The sequence below is a fragment of the uncultured Ruegeria sp. genome, from assembly GCF_947500045.1.
Lineage (GTDB): Bacteria > Pseudomonadota > Alphaproteobacteria > Rhodobacterales > Rhodobacteraceae > Ruegeria.
On record NZ_CANMQQ010000001.1, the window covers coordinates 254,610 to 272,149 of the forward strand.

The following is a 17,540-nucleotide window of genomic DNA, read 5'->3' on the forward strand; positions in this document are numbered from 1 at the left end:
GTCTTGGCGGGGACCTCGAAAGGAAGCTGGCCATGGTTTCACGCGTAATTCCGGTAGAACCTTTTGACCTCGTGCTGTTCGGCGCGACGGGAGATTTGGCGCAGCGCAAGATCCTGCCGGGGCTGTATCACCGGTTCGAGGTCGGGCAGATGCCCGAAAATGCGCGTATCATCGGCACTGCGCGCTCGGATATGAACAGCGAAGGGTTCCGCAAGCAGCTGCGCGCGTCGATGGATGAATTTGCTCCGAAGTATGATAAGGGCACTCTGGATCGTTTCCTGTCGCGCGTTGAATATGTCCCGGTGGATGCACTGGGTGATGCGGGTTGGCCCGATCTGGTCAAAGCGCTGCGCGCTGATGTCGTGCGCGCTTTTTATCTTTCTGTCGGGCCGAGCCTGTTTTCCGGGATCGCGAAACGGCTGAACGATCATGGCCTGGCCACGCCCGACAGCCGTATCGTGGTGGAAAAACCGTTTGGACATGATCTGACCTCGGCCAAGGCATTGAATGAAGGACTGCGCGCCTGTTTTGACGAGCATCAAATCTACCGGATCGATCATTATCTCGGCAAGGAAACCGTGCAGAACCTGATGGCCTTGCGCTTCGCCAATTCGCTGTTCGAACCGCTTTGGAATGCCACCCATGTCGACCATGTTCAGATCACGGTTGCCGAGACCGTGGGTGTCGAGGGGCGCGGCGCCTATTACGATCAATCCGGTGCGATGCGGGACATGATCCAGAACCATCTCGTGCAATTGCTGTGTCTGACCGCGATGGAGCCGCCCTCGAAATTCGCGCCAAACGCGGTGCGCGATGAAAAGGTCAAGGTGATTGAAGCGCTGGAACCGGTGGGACCCAAGGATATCGCCCGAGGTCAGTATCGTACCGAGAATGGCGGGGACGGCTATCTCGATCATGTGGGTAACCCCGCCAGCCGCACTGAAAGCTTTATTGCCCTCAAGGCTCATATCGGCAACTGGCGCTGGGCTGGCGTGCCGTTCTACCTGCGCACCGGAAAGCGCCTGCGCGCACGCGAATCCGAGATTGCCGTGTTCTTCCGCGACCCACCGCACACGATTTTCCCGAATGTTGGCCCTCTGCACGGCAATGTACTGGTGATCCGTCTGCAGCCGGACGAAGGCATCACCCTGCGTACGACGATCAAGGAACCGGGACAGGGCGGTTTCCGACTGTCCGATGTCGCACTGGATATGAGTTTTGCTGACGCACTAGGCGACGACGGGCAATCCCCGGACGCCTACGAACGTCTGATCATGGATGTGATCCGTGGCGATCAGACCCTGTTCATGCGCGGTGATGAGGCCGAGGCCGCCTGGGCTTGGGTCGATCCCATCATTCACGGCTGGGAAGAGCGTGGCGACAAGCCTGCGAAATACGATCAGGGCAGCTCGGGACCAGAGGAAGCATTGATGCTGATGCATCGCGATGGACGCCGCTGGCGTCAGATCGGAGGATAATCATGGTCAATACAGTAATATCCGACGTCACCAAACGCATCATTGATCGCAGTGCTGATCTGCGCGGTCCGCACTTGGAGCGTATGGAACAAGCCAAATCCAAAGGTCCGGCACGTGCGCATCTGTCCTGCAGCGGTCAGGCTCATGCCTATGCCGGCGCGGGTGAGGATCAGGGATCGATGGCCACAGGCACGGCAGGAAATCTGGGCATCGTCACCGCCTATAATGACATGCTTTCCGCCCACCAGCCGTTCGAGCGCTATCCCGCGCTGATCCGCGACGCGATCCGCGCGGCAGGTGGAACTGCGCAGGTCGCGGGCGGCGTGCCTGCCATGTGTGATGGCGTGACACAGGGCGAGGCGGGGATGGAATTGTCTCTGTTCTCGCGCGATGTGATTGCATTGGCGACTGGCGTGGCGCTCAGCCACAACACTTATGATGCCGCCGTGTTCCTGGGTGTTTGTGACAAGATCGTGCCCGGTCTGATCATCGGCGCTCAGGCATTCGGCCATTTGCCTGCTGTGTTCCTGCCCGCGGGCCCAATGACCAGTGGCCTGCCAAACGACGAAAAGGCGAAGATCCGTCAGAAATTTGCCGCCGGAGAAGTCGGTCGCGAAGAGCTTATGAAAGCTGAAATGGCCGCCTATCACGGCCCCGGTACCTGCACCTTTTACGGGACCGCCAACACCAACCAGATGCTGATGGAGTTCATGGGTCTGCATCTTCCGGGCTCCAGTTTCATCAACCCGAACACGCCCTTGCGTGATGCATTGACCGAGGAAGGCGCGCGCCGCGCCTTGTCCCTGAGTGCGTTGGGCAACAGTTACACGCCGGTTTGTCAGGTCCTCGACGAACGCGCCTTTGTGAATGGCATCGTTGGTTTAATGGCAACGGGCGGTTCCACCAACTTATTGATCCATCTGATCGCCATGGCGCGCGCGGGTGGTATCGTGCTGGATTGGCAGGATTTTTCGGATATCTCCGCCGTGGTGCCATTGGTCGCGCGGGTTTATCCAAACGGTTTGGCGGATGTGAACCATTTCCACGCCGCGGGTGGCTTGGGCTTTGCCATCGGCACGCTGCTTGAAGAAGGGTTGCTGCACCCGGACACCTTAACCGTCGCGGGGCAAGGTCTGCACAACTACACCAAGGAGCCCAAACTGAAGGGCGGCGAGTTGATCTGGGAAGAGGGCGCCGGTCACAGCCTAAACGAAAAGATCGTACGCCCCGCCAGCGACCCGTTCCAACCCACCGGTGGTCTTTCGCGCCTGACCGGCAATCTGGGCACCGGTGTCATGAAAGTCTCTGCCGTCGCGCCAGAACACCAAGTGGTCGAAGCACCTGTACGTGTGTTTCACGATCAAGACGACGTGAAAGCTGCGTTCAAAGCCGGAGAGTTCACCGAAGACGTCATCGTCGTCGTCCGCTTCCAAGGCCCCAAGGCCAATGGGATGCCCGAGCTGCACTCACTGACGCCGCTCCTGTCGATCCTGCAGGGCAGGGGTCAGAAAGTGGCGCTGGTTACCGATGGCCGCATGTCTGGTGCGTCCGGCAAAGTGCCCGCTGCCATCCATGTTTGCCCCGAAGCGCTCGATAGGGGGGCAATCGCCTATTTGCAGGATGGTGACCTCTTGCGGGTTGATGCGGTCAAAGGCGAATTGGAAATCCTGACCCCGGGCGTTCTTGACCGCGCCCCAGCCATCGCCGATCTCACGGCAAACCAACACGGCGTTGGCCGAGACCTCTTTGGCGCATTCCGCCAAAATGTCGGCTCGGCCGACACAGGCGCCAGCATATTCGGAGTGTAATCCCATGACCAAAACCCAACGTACCCGCGAGATTTGCGCCCTTGCCCCGATCGTTCCGGTTCTGGTCGTTGATGATGCAACACACGCGCGCTCACTGGCCGAAGCACTGGTCGCCGGAGGCCTCCCCGCGCTCGAAGTCACCCTGCGCACCCCCGCCGCGCTCGACGCCATTCGAGCTATGGCTGAGGTGCCTGGAAGTGTCGTCGGCGCAGGTACGTTGGTTACCCCCGGAGACGTCCGCGCCGCCAAAGAGGCAGGCGCACAATTCGGAGTCTCCCCCGGTGCAACCGATGCGCTGATCGCCGCCTGCGAAGCCGAAGGTCTGCCCCTTCTGCCCGGTGCTGCCACCGCAAGCGAGGCGATGGCCCTGTTGGAAAAGGGCTATGACATGCTGAAATTCTTCCCCGCCGAAGCCTCGGGCGGTGCTCCCGCCCTGAAAGCTATCGGCGCGCCTTTGCCGCAAATTACCTTCTGCCCAACCGGCGGTGTGTCTCCCTCCAATGCACGCGATTACCTGTCGCTTTCCAATGTGATTTGCGCTGGGGGCAGTTGGGTTGCGCCCAAACAGATGGTGCAAAGCGGCGATTGGTCCGGGATCGAAACACTTGCGCGCAAGGCCGCCAGCTTGATGGATTGACGCCGCAGGGCGAAACGGTAGGGTAGCCTCAATTCAAACAGGTTGCCCTCATGACAAACCAACCCTCCCTCTCGCAAGGGCGCGAATATCTAGCCATTCCTGGTCCCTCAGTCATGCCCGACGCGGTATTGCAAGCCATGCACCGTCCGTCGCCCAACATCTATGATGGTGAATTGATCGAGATGATGCCTGCCCTGACACGCGATCTGCGCCGCGTGGCCAGAACCCAGCACAACGTCGCCATCTACATCGCCAATGGCCACGGCACGTGGGAGGCCGCCCTTTCAAATGTGATCGCCCCCGGCGAAACCGTACTGGCCCCGGCCTCGGGCCGATTTACCCATGGCTGGGCAGAGATGGCCGAAGGGATCGGTGCTAAGGTAGAGATTATCGATTTCGGCATGTCCTCACCCTGGGACCTCGACCGCATCGCCGACGCTCTGCGCGCCGATACCAACCACAAAATCAAAGCCGTGCTTGCGGTGCATGTCGACACATCAACCTCAATCCGCAATAACATCCCGGCTCTGCGCGCTCTGCTGGATGATGTGAACCATCCGGCACTGCTGATGGCCGACTGCATCGCCTCACTGGGTTGCGATCGGTTCGAGATGGATGCCTGGGGCGTCGATATCACGGTCACCGCCTGCCAGAAGGGGCTGATGACCCCGCCGGGCGTTGGCTTTGTGTTTTTCAACAACAAGGCTCAGGCGAAACGGGCAGGGATGCCCAGAGTCTCACAATACTGGGACTGGCAACCACGCGCCAACCCCGAGCTATTCTACCAGTATTTCAATGGCACCGCGCCGACCCACCATCTCTATGGCCTACGTGCAGCGCTCGACCTGATTCACGCCGAAGGGATTGAGGCAGTCTGGGCCCGCCATGAACGCCTCGCCAAGGCGATCTGGGCCGCGTGTAAAATCTGGACGCAAGGCGGAGCGCTCCACTTTAATGTCACCGATCCGACCAACCGCAGCCATGCCGTCACTGCCCTCCGCCTGACCGAAGGGCGCGGTACACCGCTGCGTAATTATACCGAAAAACAACTCGGCCTGACGCTGGGTATCGGCCTGGGAATGGAGGACTGGGATGGATGTTTCCGCCTCGGCCATATGGGCCATGTAAACGCACAGATGGTCATGGCCATACTGGGCAGTGTGGAAACCGCCATGGCCGCCCTCGATATTCCTCGCGGCCATGGTGCACTGGAAGCTGCCGCCACTGCTTTAGCGGCCTAAAGCCCGATCCGCCTCTTCATCTGGCTAAAAATACCTTCTGGGGGAATCGCGCTTTAGCGCGATGGGGGACAGACAGTCCCCCTATACGGCCCTGGCAGTCGCCAAAGCCTTGGGCAAAGCAGCCTCAAAGGCAGCCATCTCTGCCTTTCCCCCACAACTCACCCGAATACAGCGGTTCTGAGGTGCGCTGAACGGCATCCGCACGAACACACCCTGTTCGACCAGCGCGTCCAGAATGGCTTTGGCAAACGCCCCATCGCGCCCGCAATCAATCGCCACGAAATTCGTGGCTGAGGGCAAAGGCTTTAAGCCATTGGCCTGCGCAATCTGCCCGATCCGATCGCGAGCCTCGGCAATACGCGCCCGAACCTGCGCCAACCACTCGTCATCCCCTAAAGCGGCCAATGCTCCGGCTTGGGCAGCGCGGTTCATACCGAAATGGTTGCGCACTTTGTTGAAGGCGGAAATCAACTCGGGCGCCCCGATGGCATAGCCGACCCGCGCCCCTGCCATTCCATAGACCTTGGAAAACGTCCGCATTCGGATCACACGCGGATCATCGGCAGCAACGGGTGCGGCGGTGCCCTCCGGGGCGCATTCCACATAAGCTTCGTCGAGGACCAGCAGACAGCCTTTCGGCAACGCCGCCATCGCGGTCATGATATCTGTCCCGGAATGCCAGGTTCCCATCGGGTTGTCCGGGTTGGCCAGATAGACCAGTTTGGCATCCACCTCTGCCGCTTTCGCAAACAGCGCCGCGGGGTCCTCATGGTCGTCGCGATAGGGAACCCTGTGCAAATTCCCGCCGAAACCCGCCACATGGTAGTTGAAGGTGGGATAAGCCCCGTCCGATGTCACAACCGCATCTTCTGGCCCGACCAACAACCGGACAAGATAACCCAGCAACCCGTCTATGCCTTCGCCGACCACGATATTCTCGGGCGCCACTCCATGATGCGCCGCCAGCGCATGGCGCAGCTCATAATTCTCGGGATCGCCATACATCCAGATCTCGCCCGCTGCTCGCTGCATCGCCTCGATAGCGCGCGGTGAGGGGCCAAATATGCTTTCATTTGCGCCAATCCGGGCCACGAAGGGCGCGCCACGCTGACGCTCCTGCGTTTCGGGGCCGACAAATGGCACGGTTGCGGGCAGGGATTGTGCAAGCGGGGTGTAACGAGGACCGGTCATGGCGGCAGATAAGCGCAACCTCCGCAGCGGGGCAAGCCTTGCACCCCGTCGCATTCATGGTCAGGGTGCCCACAACCACGGTTCGGAGGCATCATGCGCTATCTAATAGGACTTGTCCTTATCGGTCTTGCCTATCTCGTGTTCTGGCCGATCCCGGTTGATCCGGAAGTCTACGAGCCGCCAGTACCACCCGGTTTCACCGGCGCTTTTGCCGAGAACAATTATCTCGACAAAGCACAGCTAATCATTCTCCCAAACACCGAATTTGGCCCCGAGGATATCGCAGTGCTACCGGACGGTGCGATCTATACTACCAGCCTGTCCGGCACTCTCTACCGCATCGACGGGGACCAGCCGGTTGAAGTTGACCAACTAGGCGGTCGCCCGCTGGGACTGCGGGCGGGACCAGATGGGTCGCTTTATATCGCCGACAGCTTTCGCGGGCTGCTGCGCTGGAGCGGGCCAGGGACGATGGAAACGCTGGTTTCCGAGATCGATGGTGCGCCAGTGATCTATGCCAACAACCTCGACGTGGCACAGGACGGCACCGTCTATTTCTCGAACTCCTCGGATCGGTTCGATCCAGAAACCATGGGTGGTACCAAACCCACCTCGGTCATGGCGATATGGGAGCAATCGCCAACCGGTTATGTGGCGCGTTACACTCCTGATGGCACTGCCGAAAAGATCGCCGAAGGGTTCGTCTACACCAACGGCATCGCCCTTTCTCCAGGCGAAGATTTCCTGCTGATCGCAGAAACCGGGCGGGCACGGGTGCATAAACTGTGGCTGACCGGTCCCAATGCAGGCAAGCAGGAAGTTCTGCTCGACAATCTGCCAGGCTATCCGGACAACATCAAAGCGCAAGGAGACGGCACCTATTGGATGGCTTTCGCCAGCCCGCGCGTACCTGCGGAAAGGCTGATGCCCTATCCCTTCCTACGCAAGGTGATCTGGCGGCTGGGTCCAAAGGTGCGCCCCGCGCCGATCCACCGGGGTATGCTGGTGCAGTTCGATGGCGACGGGACCATCCTGCGTACGCTGCAAGATCCCGAAGGACGGCTCGGCATTACCACCGCGGGTCAGATCGTTGGTGACCAGTTCTACGTGATGACACTGGATTCGCCGTGGTTTGGTCGGATGCCAGTCGCCGATTTGCCCTGACGTCGTTATAGCGCTCCCTGCCTCTTACTGGCATGCTTGAGGCAATAAAGAACGCCCCGGAGGTCCCATGTCCCGCGTATCCATCGAATACAAAGATCACATCGCCCATGTCACCCTGACACGCGGCGACAAGATGAACGCTTTGGACGATGCAATGATCAAGGCGATCCTCTCGGCGGGCCAAGAAGTCGCCGCTGCCGACATCCGCGCCGTGGTGCTGTCGGGTGAGGGCAATAGCTTCTGTGCCGGGCTTGATATGGCCAGCTTCGCATCGATGGCACACAAGGACCCGACCGAATGGCTGATGACCCGCAGCCACGAAGACGCCAACGAGATGCAGGAGCTTGCTTTGATCTGGCGTCGCGTCCCGGTTCCGGTCATTTGCGCCATTCAGGGTGTGGCCTATGGCGGCGGTCTTCAGATTGCGCTGGGCGCGGATATTCGTATTGCGCACCCCGAGGCCAAGTTGGCAGTGATGGAGATGAAATGGGGCATTATCCCCGACATGGGCGGGATGGTCCTGCTGCCTGAGCTCGTCCGCACGGACGTGCTGCGCCTGCTGACCTATACCGCTCGTCCCATCGGCGCGGCACAGGCTGCGGATTGGGGGCTGGTGACGAAATTGTCGGACGATCCCCTGACCGAAGCCCTTGCACTGGCCGAAGATATTGCGGGCAAAAGCCCCTCGGCCATTCGCGCCGCCAAACGTCTGATCGATGTGGCCGAAACCCGAGACCGTGCCTATGTGTTGCTGGCCGAATCCTCGGAACAGGTCGACCTGATTGGAAAGCCGGATCAGATGGAGGTTGTCATGGCGCAAATGCAGGGTCGCAAGCCCGAGTTCAAATAGTCACCACCCAAAACTGTGCGGCGCATCGCAGCCTTGCCCTGCTTGGAGATAGTCCGAATACTGGATTCCTTACATGCGACCAGTTTACCAAGGAGTGCGAATAAATGGGTGTCATGCGACCTGTGATGGCTCGGTGAATGGAATCATCGCACTCTGTTCGTCACAAGATACGTGATACCACCTGCCAGTAGCCCCCAGACCGCTGCTCCCAATCCGAAGACCGTGATGCCTGAGGCGGTGATGACCAACGTCAAAATAGCCGCCTCGCGTTCGGCTGGAACATCTAGCGCGGCATGCATGGCGTTGGCCATGACCCCGATCAAAGCGACCCCCGCCAGAGTTCCCATCAGCAGCGGATCCGCATGGGCAGCGAAGCTGGTGATTGCCACCGCAAAGATGCCAAACAAGCAATAGAACACGCCGCCCATGACCGCAGACCAATAGCGCTGCGCCGGGTCGGGGTGGCTGTCTTCGTTGGAACACATCGCCGCCGTGATCGCAGCCAGACAGGTCGCGGGTGCTCCGAAAGAAGCAGAAAGCATGCTTGCGCTACCGACGGACGAGAACAACCGACCGGGAACAGGGTCGAAGCCAAAGCTGCGCATCACCGCGATGCCGGGGATGTTCTGCGTTGCCATCGTGACGATAAACAGAGGTACACCAATCCCGATGGCAGACGCGACCGAGAATGTCGGCAAGGTCCAGACCGGAGCAGCAATCAGGCGGTCTGGTATCAATTTAGCATCGCCAGCGTTTAGTGACACAATGATAGCTGCGGCGACGACGGCTGCCGGGACGGCGACTAATCGATTGAAACGACCCGCAATGAACCATGTCAGAATTACCGGTAATGCCTGCCATGGGATCTCGACCGCCGCTTTGAAGGGTAGGAGGCAGAGCGGCAAGAGCACGCCCGCTAGCATCGCTTGTGCCAGTGTTATGGGGATTGCTGCGGCCAACCGGCCAAGTGGTTTCCAAAGCCCGGACAGAACAGTCAGGGCTCCGGCACAAAGGAAAGCGCCGATCGCGCCCGAAAACCCTTCGACCGGAGTGGCAGACACTGCCAGAAGAGCAACCCCTGGGGTAGACCAGGCGACGCTAATGGGAAGTTTGTGCCACAAACTGAGAATGATGGCCGCAAGCCCCATGGCGATTGCCGCGCTCATCAGGCCTGAGGCCGCCTGCGCCGCTGATGCGCCCATTGCGTTTAGTCCTTGCAGGACGATGGGGAACGAACTGAAAAAACCGACGATGGCCACTACCAACCCGGTTGAAACGGTCTGCATCGGAGGGAAAGGTCGCACCATCTGGGCCTCGGAAAATTACTTTGCCGAAGTGCTAACAAGTGCCGGGTGGCGCGAACAAGGGGAAAGCTTTGAGGGTAAAGAAAAACCTCACCGCAGGGATGGGCGGTGAGGTTCGAATTTCCGTATTTGGAACGAGAAAAAGATCAGGCGATTTCGGCCAGACGGGCGAGGGCCTCGTTCAGCTTTGCCTCTTCTTCTTCGCGGGCAGCGAGATTTGCCTTGGCTTCCGCAACCACCTCTTCCGGGGCTGAGGTCACGAATTTCGGGTTGTTCAGGCGCCCGCGCAATCCGCCTAGTTCTTTGGCCAGCTTACCTTTGGCTTTCTCCAGCCGTTCCTTTTCTGCGCCGATGTCGATGATATCCGCCAGCGGTAGACCAAAGGACGCGCCGGGGGCGGCGATAGAGATTGTGCCCTTGGGCAGTTCGTCCGCTTTGGTCAGGCTATCGATCCGGGCCAGACGTTTGATCAGCGCCTCGTTGCGGTCCCAAGCGGCCTGACCGTTGGCGTCGATTGTTGTCACCAGCATCGGTACGTACAGGCCAGCGGGGACGCGCATCTGCGCGCGGGCCGAGCGTGTGTTCTCGATCACAGAGATCACCCAGTTCATCTCACGGTCTGCCTCGGAATCAATCAGTTCGGTTCCGTATGTGGGCCAATCGGCGTGGACGACCATTTTGGCGCGGTTACCGGTTAGGCCCCAGAGCTCTTCAGTAACAAAGGGCATGATCGGGTGCAGCAGAACCATGCACTGATCCAGAACCCAGCGCATGGTGGCGCGGGTTTCGGCCTGGGCCTCGGCGTCGTCACCCTGCAGCAGGGGTTTGGAGAGTTCCACGTACCAGTCGCAGACCTTGCCCCAGACAAAGGCGTAAAGCCCGTTGGCGGCGTCGTTGAAGCGATAGCTTTCCAGCGCCGCGTCGACCTCTTCCCGTACGCGGGCAGTTTCGCCGATGATCCAGCGGTTCACGGCGGCTTTGGGTTTCAGGTCGGCCACGTCAAGTTGAGGGACGGAATCGGCGAACACCTCGTTCATCTCGGCAAAGCGGATGGCGTTCCACAGTTTGGTGCCGAAGTTGCGATAACCGGTGATACGCTCGCGCGACAGTTTCAGCACGCCGCCAATCGCCGCCATTGAGGCGTTGGTAAAGCGCAGCGCGTCGGCGCCGAATTCGTCCACGATTTCCAGCGGGTCGATGACGTTGCCGGTGGTCTTGGACATCTTCTTGCCCTTCTCATCGCGGACGAGAGTGTGCAGGTAGACGGTGTGGAAAGGGATCTGATCGACCACGGCAAGTTGCATCATCATCATCCTGGCGACCCAGAAGAACAGGATATCTGCGCCGGTGATCAGGACGTCCGTCGGGAAGTAGCGCTTTAGCTCCTCGGTCTGCTCGGGCCAGCCGAGCGTGCCGATGGGCCAGAGGCCGGAGGAGAACCACGTGTCGAGGACGTCGGGATCGCGCCAAACCGGATAGATCAGTTTGGTTGGGTCCTGCTCAACCGCATACTGGGCAAGGCTTTCGGCGAACTGATGGATTGCTTCGTGCTTGTCGGCGACTTCGATGACCGTTGCGTGGCTCAGCGGGCTGGGAATGTTTGCGTTGTCGTCGAGGAACTTTTCTGTAACCGTCTCAAGGCTCGCCGCGCATTCCATGACATTGCCTCGGTGCAGCATGCCCCCTTCGTTCAGCAAACGGCCCATTTCGATCAGATCAAGGTCGCCATCGTTCTCGTCATCTTTGAAGTTTTCAGCTGACAGATCGAGGCCATACCAAACCGGAATCTGATGCCCCCACCACAGCTGGCGCGAGATGCACCAGGGCTCGATGTTTTCCAGCCAGTGATAATAGGTCTTCTCGCCGGACTCGGGGATGATCTTGACCGTGCCATCCTTTACGGCGTCCAACGCGGGGCCGACGACTTTTTCGGCGTCGACGAACCACTGGTCGGTGAACATCGGCTCGATCACGACTTTCGAGCGGTCGCCGAAGGGCTGCATGATCGGTTTGCTCTCGACCAGCGGGACCAGCGCGGCTGGATCGTCATCTTCGCCTAGTTTGGTGCCCAGAACCGGGTTGTCCGCGCGGGTCATGACGGCCAGACCGTCAGCAGTGATCTCTTCCACCACTTTGGCACGCGCTTCGAACCGGTCGAGTCCGCGCAGGTGATCGGGAACCAGATTTATCGCGTCGATTTTGTTCTCGGTGAACTCTTTGCCGCGTGCGAACTTCTGCGCCAAATCCGCCGCTTCGGCGTAGGGTGCGCCATCGGCCCGCATCGCGCCTTTGGTGTCCATCAGGCGGTACATCGGGATGCCGCCACGCTTGGCCACCATGTTGTCGTTGAAGTCATGCGCGCCGGTGATCTTCACAGCGCCCGAGCCGAAATTGGGGTCGGGGTAGTCATCTGTGATGATTGGAATTTGGCGGCGATGCTCTTTTGGTCCAACCGGGATTTCACAGAGTTTTCCGACGATTGGTGCGTACCGTTCATCTGACGGATGAACCGCAACCGCACCGTCACCCAGCATGGTTTCTGGGCGTGTTGTGGCGATCGAGATGTAATCGCGCTCTTCTTCAAGCACGATATTCCCGTCCTCGTCCTTCTCGACGTAAGTGTAGGTCTCGCCCCCGGCCAACGGATATTTGAAGTGCCACATGTGGCCGGCAACTTCGATATTCTCGACCTCAAGGTCCGAGATCGCGGTTTCGAAATGTGGGTCCCAGTTGACCAGACGCTTGCCGCGATAGATCAAGCCTTTTTCGTACATGTCGACGAAGACCTTGATCACTGCGTCGTGAAAATTCGCAGAATTTTCGTGGCCTGTTCGCGGGTCACGCGGCGCACCCGCCATGGTGAACGCATTGCGCGACCAGTCGCAGCTTGAGCCCAAACGCTTCAACTGCTCAATGATCGTGCCGCCATATTCGCCTTTCCATTCCCAGACCTTGTCCAGAAACGCTTCGCGTCCCAGTTCGTTTCGGCTGGGCTGCTGGGTGGCTGCCAGCATCTTTTCCACCTGCATCTGTGTGGCGATGCCCGCATGGTCCTGACCGGGCTGCCACAGCGTGTCAAAGCCGCGCATCCGGTGCCAGCGGATCAGGATGTCCTGCAGAGTGTTGTTGAACGCGTGACCCACATGCAAGGCGCCCGTCACGTTGGGTGGCGGGATCATGATAGTGAAGCTTTCGTCGCGCGATTTGTTCGCGCCCGCCTTGAAGGCTCCGGCCTCTTCCCAGGCCTTATAGATACGGGCCTCGGCCTCGGCCGCGTTGAATGTCTTTTCCATCGCCATGGGATGCGTCCTGCGTCAACAAAATTGAGGGTCAGCGCCTGCAATAACGAATGCGTGCGGGAAGGGGAAGGGTCTGCGCGTGCTCTGGACAACGAACCTGCACGGCCTAATGTCGCCCCTGACGCAGCCCAAAGGATCGCCCCATGGAAAAGTTCGGCAAAAGCCAGCCCGTCAAACGGACCGAGGACCAGCGGTTTCTGACCGGGCAGGGGCAGTACATGGATGATTCAGTGCCAGATAATGCCCTGTTCGCGGCGTTCTTTCGCAGCTCTGTCGCGCATGCCAAGATTACGGCGCTGGACCTTGAAGGCGCGCGCGCGGCTGACGGGGTGCGCCTGGTCATGACGTTGGAAGATCTGGCCACTGCGGGGATCGATACGGTCATGGACGCCACAACTGTCGCGAACCGCGACGGAAGCCAAGGCGCCGCGTCTGAACGCAACATGTTGGCCAAGGATCGCGTGCGTTTCGTGGGAGAACCCGTCGCGGTAGTAATCGCGGACACCATGGAGCAAGCCCGTGATGCGGTTGAGTTGATCGGGATGGAAACCGAAGACCTTCCCGTTAAGATGGATGTCGCCCCGGGCGGGGAGACTCTGCATCCTCAGGCCCCCGACAATCAGGCCTTTGACTGGGGGCTGGCGGACGAAGAGGCGACGAAAGCAGCCTTTGATGCGGCAGCGCACACTGTTGCGCTGGATGTGCATGACAACCGGGTCATCGTGAACTCGATCGAGCCGCGCGGCTGCCAGGCGGAATGGGCTGATGGCAAGCTGCACCTGTCATATGGTGGGCAGGGCGTCTGGGGGATGAAGGCGCAGCTGGCACAAAAGCTGAAACTGGACCCCGAGGCGATCCGCGTCACCACGCCGGACGTGGGCGGAGGGTTTGGCATGAAGGCTATGCCCTATCCCGAGTACTTCTCGGTCGCTGTCGCTGCGATCAAGCTGGGTCAGCCTGTGCACTGGATGTCGGACCGGTCCGAGGCGATGTTGTCGGATCACCATGGCCGCGATTTGACCTCGTTGGCTGAACTGGCCTTTGATGCCGATCACAAGATCACCGCCTATCGCGTGCACAGCAAATGCAACATGGGGGCCTATAACAGCCATTTTGCGCAGGCGATCCAGACCAGCCTGTTCAGTCGCGTGCTGATGGGTGTCTACGATGTGCAAACCACCTATCTGCGGGTTGAAGGCTTCTTCACCAACACAACGCAGGTCGATGCCTATCGCGGGGCCGGTCGGCCCGAGGCGATTTATGTCCTTGAACGCGTGTTGGACCGCGCCGCGCGCGAGCTGGGCGTCGACCCGTGGGAACTGCGGCGCAAGAACTTCATCCGGCCCGAAGCTTTCCCCTACAAGACCGCGACGGGCGAGACCTATGATGTGGGTGAGTTCGACATGGTCCTAAGTCGCGCCGCCGAACAAACCCTGGGTTTTGAGGCCCGCAAGGCTGCCGACGCCAAGAATGGCCTGATCCGGGGGCAGGGGATTTGTTACTATATCGAAAGCATTTTAGGGGACCCTTCCGAGGGTGCGAAGATCGAGTTTTGCGAGGATGGAACGGTGAACCTCTATGTCGGCACCCAATCGAACGGGCAGGGGCATGAAACGGTCTATGCACAGTTTTTGTCGGATCAGACGGGCATTCCGACGAATCAGATCACCGTAGTTCAAGGTGACACCGACCGGATTGCGCAGGGCGGTGGAACGGGCGGGTCACGATCGGTCACGGTGCAAAGTAACGCCACGCTGGTCACAGTTGATACGATGATCGCCGCATTCACGCCCTATCTTGCAGATAAGATGGGGGTCGAGGAAAGCGATGTGACGTTTGACCACGAAACCTTCCGCGCACCGGGTTCGAACCTGACGCCAACCCTGACCGAAGCGTCCGCGATGGCGCGTGCCGATGGGCGCACTGATCTGTTGCAGCACGAAGCGCGCGCCAAGCTTGAGGCGCGCAGCTATCCCAATGGCGCACATGTTGCCGAAGTTGTTATCGATTCTTACACCGGCGAAACTTGGGTTGATCGCTACACTATCGTGGATGATTTCGGTAACCTTATCAATCCGATGCTGGCCGAAGGTCAGGTGCACGGCGGAGTGGTGCAGGGCATAGGTCAGGCCCTCAACGAACATGTTGTACACGATGCGCATGGGCAACTGCTCACGGCTTCGTTCATGGACTACGCCTTGCCCCGCGCCGAGGGGATACCCATGATAGAGTTTACCTCGGCACCGGTTCCGTCAACCGCCAACCCGATGGGGATGAAAGGCTGTGGCGAGGCTGGCACCGTGGGCGCATTGGCCGCTGTGGCAAACGCGGTTCAGGATGCGCTCTGGGATCACGGGGTGCGGCAGGCGGATATGCCTTTCACACCTCACAAAGTTTGGGAATTGTTGACACATGGTTCTGTCGCGGCTGAGTAGAAAGGTACTGGGATGGCTCGGACGGCCCTTACGGTCCGAGCACTCAGCCGAGGTGCGTCACCGCGAACCAATCAGCCATGTCATTATCCTCGACGGCACCATGTCGACGCTGGAGCCGGGCCGGGAAACTCACGCAGGTCAAACCCTGCAATTGTGTTGCGAGATGGGCAGCAAGGTCTCGGTCTTCTACGAAGCTGGCGTACAATGGGAAAGCTGGAAGTCCACCATGGATGTGATGATGGGCCGGGGCATCAACCGGCAGATCAGACGCGCCTATGGCTACCTTGCCTCCCGCTACAAACCCGGCGACAAAATCTTTTTCATCGGCTATTCACGCGGCGCTTACGGTGTGCGCAGCCTTGCGGGCGTGATTGATGCAATCGGTCTGCTTAAGGCGGAACATGCCACCGTTCGTAACATCAAACAGGCCTATCGCCACTATGAATGCGTTTCTGATGGGACAGCCGCGGCTGAGTTCCGACAGCGGTTCTGTCATGAGGATGTCGCGATCGAGATGGTGGGTGTCTGGGACACCGTCAAAGCGCTGGGCCTACGCCTGCCGCTGCTCTGGCGCTGGGCTGAGGAACGACATGCCTTCCACAATCACCAGCTTGGCCCGGCCACCCGCCACGGCTATCACGCCTTGGCGCTGGACGAGACCCGCGAGGTGTTCGAGCCGGTCTTGTGGAAATGTACGCCCGAGTTCAAAGGCCATGTGGAACAGGTCTGGTTTCGCGGCACCCACGGCGATGTCGGTGGCCAATTAAACGGGTTCGAAGAGGCCCGCGCCCTCAGCAATATTTCCCTGATCTGGATGCTGGACAAGGCCGAACTGCACGGCCTGTCGTTGCCCGAAGGCTGGCGCGACCGCTACCCCGCTGATCCACATGCACGTTCGGTGGGTACTTGGCGCGGCTGGGGCAAGATTTTCCTGCTGCGCAAGCATCGCAAAGTGGGCAAGGACCGGTCAGAGAAACTGCACGTATCAGTCGCGCCGGACGAGTTGCCCCGCTGGGTGCCGATGCCGGATTTGCCATCGCATCCGGCGCAGTGAAAGGCAGAAGGTAGGCCAGCGACTCCAGGATCACCGACGCGGCAATGTCAGGTTCGAGCCCGTTTCGACATCTGCGCTTCCTTATTTGAATCAATAGTAATTGTACGGGATAAGTGAGAACGGCTCATATCATGGGATCAAATCAATGCCGACAGCCTGCTTAACCCCCGACCCAATTTTATTTCGTTTTAGGAGAGCAACTTGACCGAACACATAACTCTCAGAGATGGTAGAACGCTCGCTTTCGACATTTATGGCGATCCAAATGGAACACCTGTGATTTTTAGCCATGGGTTTTCCGACTCTCACGTAATTCGTCAACCCGACGACAGTCTGACCACCTCGCTCGGAGTTCGATGGATTGCAGCCGACGAACCTGGGGTTGGAGGCTCGAGTCCGAAAAAGGATCGGAGAATGGTCGATTGGGGCGCTGATATGGAGGATCTGGCTGACCATCTTGGCCTTGATACCTTCAATGTAGCGGGTCATTCTGGAGGCGGCCCCCACGCTTTGGCTGTAGCATTTCACATGCCCGAGCGTGTGCGCAAAGTAGCGCTGGCGTCTCCTGTGGCGCCATTTGATGAGCCCGGCGTTACCAAAATGCTCGTATTGAAGGATCTGAAGACCATCGCGAAACTGCGCCATCTGACTCTGCTGATCCGCTGGGCAGAGCGTATGGGCGCCAAAAGTGCTGTGAAAGACATCCCTTCATATGTGGAGTCTGTCGTTGACCAAATGCCCAACGAGGCCAAAACAATACTCCGCAATCCTGAGCAGCAAGCTTTGTTCGAAGAGAACTTTCGCCTTGGTTATCTGCAACACGAGGAAGGAGTTTTCGAAATGACGATCGCCCTTTGGGATTGGGGATTTTCGCCAAAGGAGATCCAGCAACCGGTGGAGATGTTTTATGGCACTGCGGACGACATCATCTCACCGGAAATGCCTCGACACCTTTGCGCTGAGCTTCCGAACTGCGCAGCGCATGAGTGGGCGAGTGCTGGACATTATGGGTTCGTGGATCGCGAGCGTTGGACCGAATTTGTCGGCGCGGTGGCTAATTTGTCTTAGGAAGTCGAAGG

General features: G+C 59.3%; 12 protein-coding genes. 9 read left to right on the top strand and 3 right to left on the bottom strand.

Features of this window, described 5'->3' with window-relative positions:
• Positions 1 to 32 precede the first annotated feature (32 nt).
• Genes zwf through Q1B46_RS01330 form a run of 4 tightly spaced genes read left to right on the top strand, consistent with a single transcriptional unit; the run spans position 33 to position 5,164 of the window.
• Complete coding sequence (gene zwf, locus Q1B46_RS01315) at positions 33 to 1,478, top strand: glucose-6-phosphate dehydrogenase (RefSeq protein ID WP_299943863.1); 1,446 nt, start codon at positions 33 to 35, stop codon at positions 1,476 to 1,478.
• Between the two features lie 2 nt (positions 1,479 to 1,480).
• Positions 1,481 to 3,286, top strand: coding sequence for a phosphogluconate dehydratase (gene edd / locus Q1B46_RS01320; RefSeq protein ID WP_299943865.1), 1,806 nt, complete (start codon positions 1,481 to 1,483; stop codon positions 3,284 to 3,286).
• A 4-nt stretch (positions 3,287 to 3,290) separates the two neighbouring features.
• Positions 3,291 to 3,923 carry a bifunctional 4-hydroxy-2-oxoglutarate aldolase/2-dehydro-3-deoxy-phosphogluconate aldolase gene (locus Q1B46_RS01325; RefSeq protein WP_299943870.1) on the top strand — a complete coding sequence of 211 codons (633 nt, stop codon included), beginning with the start codon at positions 3,291 to 3,293 and terminating at the stop codon, positions 3,921 to 3,923.
• A gap of 50 nt (positions 3,924 to 3,973) precedes the next feature.
• The gene (locus tag Q1B46_RS01330) at positions 3,974 to 5,164 is read left to right on the top strand and encodes an aminotransferase class V-fold PLP-dependent enzyme (RefSeq protein WP_299943873.1); all 1,191 of its coding nucleotides are present in this window, start codon (positions 3,974 to 3,976) and stop codon (positions 5,162 to 5,164) included.
• Between the two features lie 81 nt (positions 5,165 to 5,245).
• On the opposite strand, the gene Q1B46_RS01335 is transcribed toward Q1B46_RS01330, so the two are convergent.
• On the bottom strand, positions 5,246 to 6,355 hold the full coding sequence (locus Q1B46_RS01335; RefSeq protein WP_299943875.1) for a pyridoxal phosphate-dependent aminotransferase: 1,110 nt from the start codon (positions 6,353 to 6,355) through the stop codon (positions 5,246 to 5,248).
• Positions 6,356 to 6,448: 93 nt separating this feature from the next.
• On the opposite strand from Q1B46_RS01335, the gene Q1B46_RS01340 reads away from it, so the two are divergent.
• Positions 6,449 to 7,519: an SMP-30/gluconolactonase/LRE family protein gene (locus tag Q1B46_RS01340; protein WP_299943878.1), complete on the top strand. Its 1,071-nt coding sequence runs from the start codon at positions 6,449 to 6,451 to the stop codon at positions 7,517 to 7,519.
• A gap of 67 nt (positions 7,520 to 7,586) precedes the next feature.
• Positions 7,587 to 8,369, top strand: a complete 783-nt coding sequence (locus Q1B46_RS01345) for a crotonase/enoyl-CoA hydratase family protein (protein WP_299943881.1) — start codon at positions 7,587 to 7,589, stop codon at positions 8,367 to 8,369.
• Between the two features lie 143 nt (positions 8,370 to 8,512).
• Here the strand turns inward: Q1B46_RS01345 and Q1B46_RS01350 are convergent, their stop codons facing one another.
• A complete protein-coding gene (locus Q1B46_RS01350; protein ID WP_299943884.1) occupies positions 8,513 to 9,676 on the bottom strand; it encodes a benzoate/H(+) symporter BenE family transporter in 1,164 nt (387 codons plus the stop codon).
• A 143-nt stretch (positions 9,677 to 9,819) separates the two neighbouring features.
• Entirely contained in the window at positions 9,820 to 12,972 is a 3,153-nt protein-coding gene (locus Q1B46_RS01355) for a valine--tRNA ligase (RefSeq protein ID WP_299943888.1), read from the bottom strand.
• 143 nt (positions 12,973 to 13,115) lie between these two features.
• On the opposite strand from Q1B46_RS01355, the gene Q1B46_RS01360 reads away from it, so the two are divergent.
• The 3 genes from Q1B46_RS01360 (at position 13,116) to Q1B46_RS01370 (ending at position 17,529) form a co-directional block, all read left to right on the top strand.
• On the top strand, positions 13,116 to 15,407 hold the full coding sequence (locus tag Q1B46_RS01360; protein WP_299943891.1) for a xanthine dehydrogenase family protein molybdopterin-binding subunit: 2,292 nt from the start codon (positions 13,116 to 13,118) through the stop codon (positions 15,405 to 15,407).
• Entirely contained in the window at positions 15,385 to 16,461 is a 1,077-nt protein-coding gene (locus Q1B46_RS01365) for a DUF2235 domain-containing protein (RefSeq protein WP_299943896.1), read from the top strand. The genes Q1B46_RS01360 and Q1B46_RS01365 overlap by 23 nt, the downstream gene beginning before the upstream one ends.
• Before the next feature lie 201 nt (positions 16,462 to 16,662).
• Positions 16,663 to 17,529: an alpha/beta hydrolase gene (locus Q1B46_RS01370; protein ID WP_299943899.1), complete on the top strand. Its 867-nt coding sequence runs from the start codon at positions 16,663 to 16,665 to the stop codon at positions 17,527 to 17,529.
• Positions 17,530 to 17,540 lie beyond the last annotated feature (11 nt).

Excerpts from the sequence above, each read along its gene's own strand:
- zwf (WP_299943863.1), top strand. The coding sequence starts at position 33 with ATGGTTTCACGCGTAATTCCGGTAGAACCTTTTGACCTCGTGCTGTTC.
- edd (WP_299943865.1), top strand. The coding sequence starts at position 1,481 with ATGGTCAATACAGTAATATCCGACGTCACCAAACGCATCATTGATCGC.
- Q1B46_RS01325 (WP_299943870.1), top strand. The coding sequence starts at position 3,291 with ATGACCAAAACCCAACGTACCCGCGAGATTTGCGCCCTTGCCCCGATC.
- Q1B46_RS01330 (WP_299943873.1), top strand. The coding sequence starts at position 3,974 with ATGACAAACCAACCCTCCCTCTCGCAAGGGCGCGAATATCTAGCCATT.
- Q1B46_RS01335 (WP_299943875.1), bottom strand. The coding sequence starts at position 6,355 with ATGACCGGTCCTCGTTACACCCCGCTTGCACAATCCCTGCCCGCAACC.
- Q1B46_RS01340 (WP_299943878.1), top strand. The coding sequence starts at position 6,449 with ATGCGCTATCTAATAGGACTTGTCCTTATCGGTCTTGCCTATCTCGTG.
- Q1B46_RS01345 (WP_299943881.1), top strand. The coding sequence starts at position 7,587 with ATGTCCCGCGTATCCATCGAATACAAAGATCACATCGCCCATGTCACC.
- Q1B46_RS01350 (WP_299943884.1), bottom strand. The coding sequence starts at position 9,676 with ATGGTGCGACCTTTCCCTCCGATGCAGACCGTTTCAACCGGGTTGGTA.
- Q1B46_RS01355 (WP_299943888.1), bottom strand. The coding sequence starts at position 12,972 with ATGGCGATGGAAAAGACATTCAACGCGGCCGAGGCCGAGGCCCGTATC.
- Q1B46_RS01360 (WP_299943891.1), top strand. The coding sequence starts at position 13,116 with ATGGAAAAGTTCGGCAAAAGCCAGCCCGTCAAACGGACCGAGGACCAG.
- Q1B46_RS01365 (WP_299943896.1), top strand. The coding sequence starts at position 15,385 with ATGGTTCTGTCGCGGCTGAGTAGAAAGGTACTGGGATGGCTCGGACGG.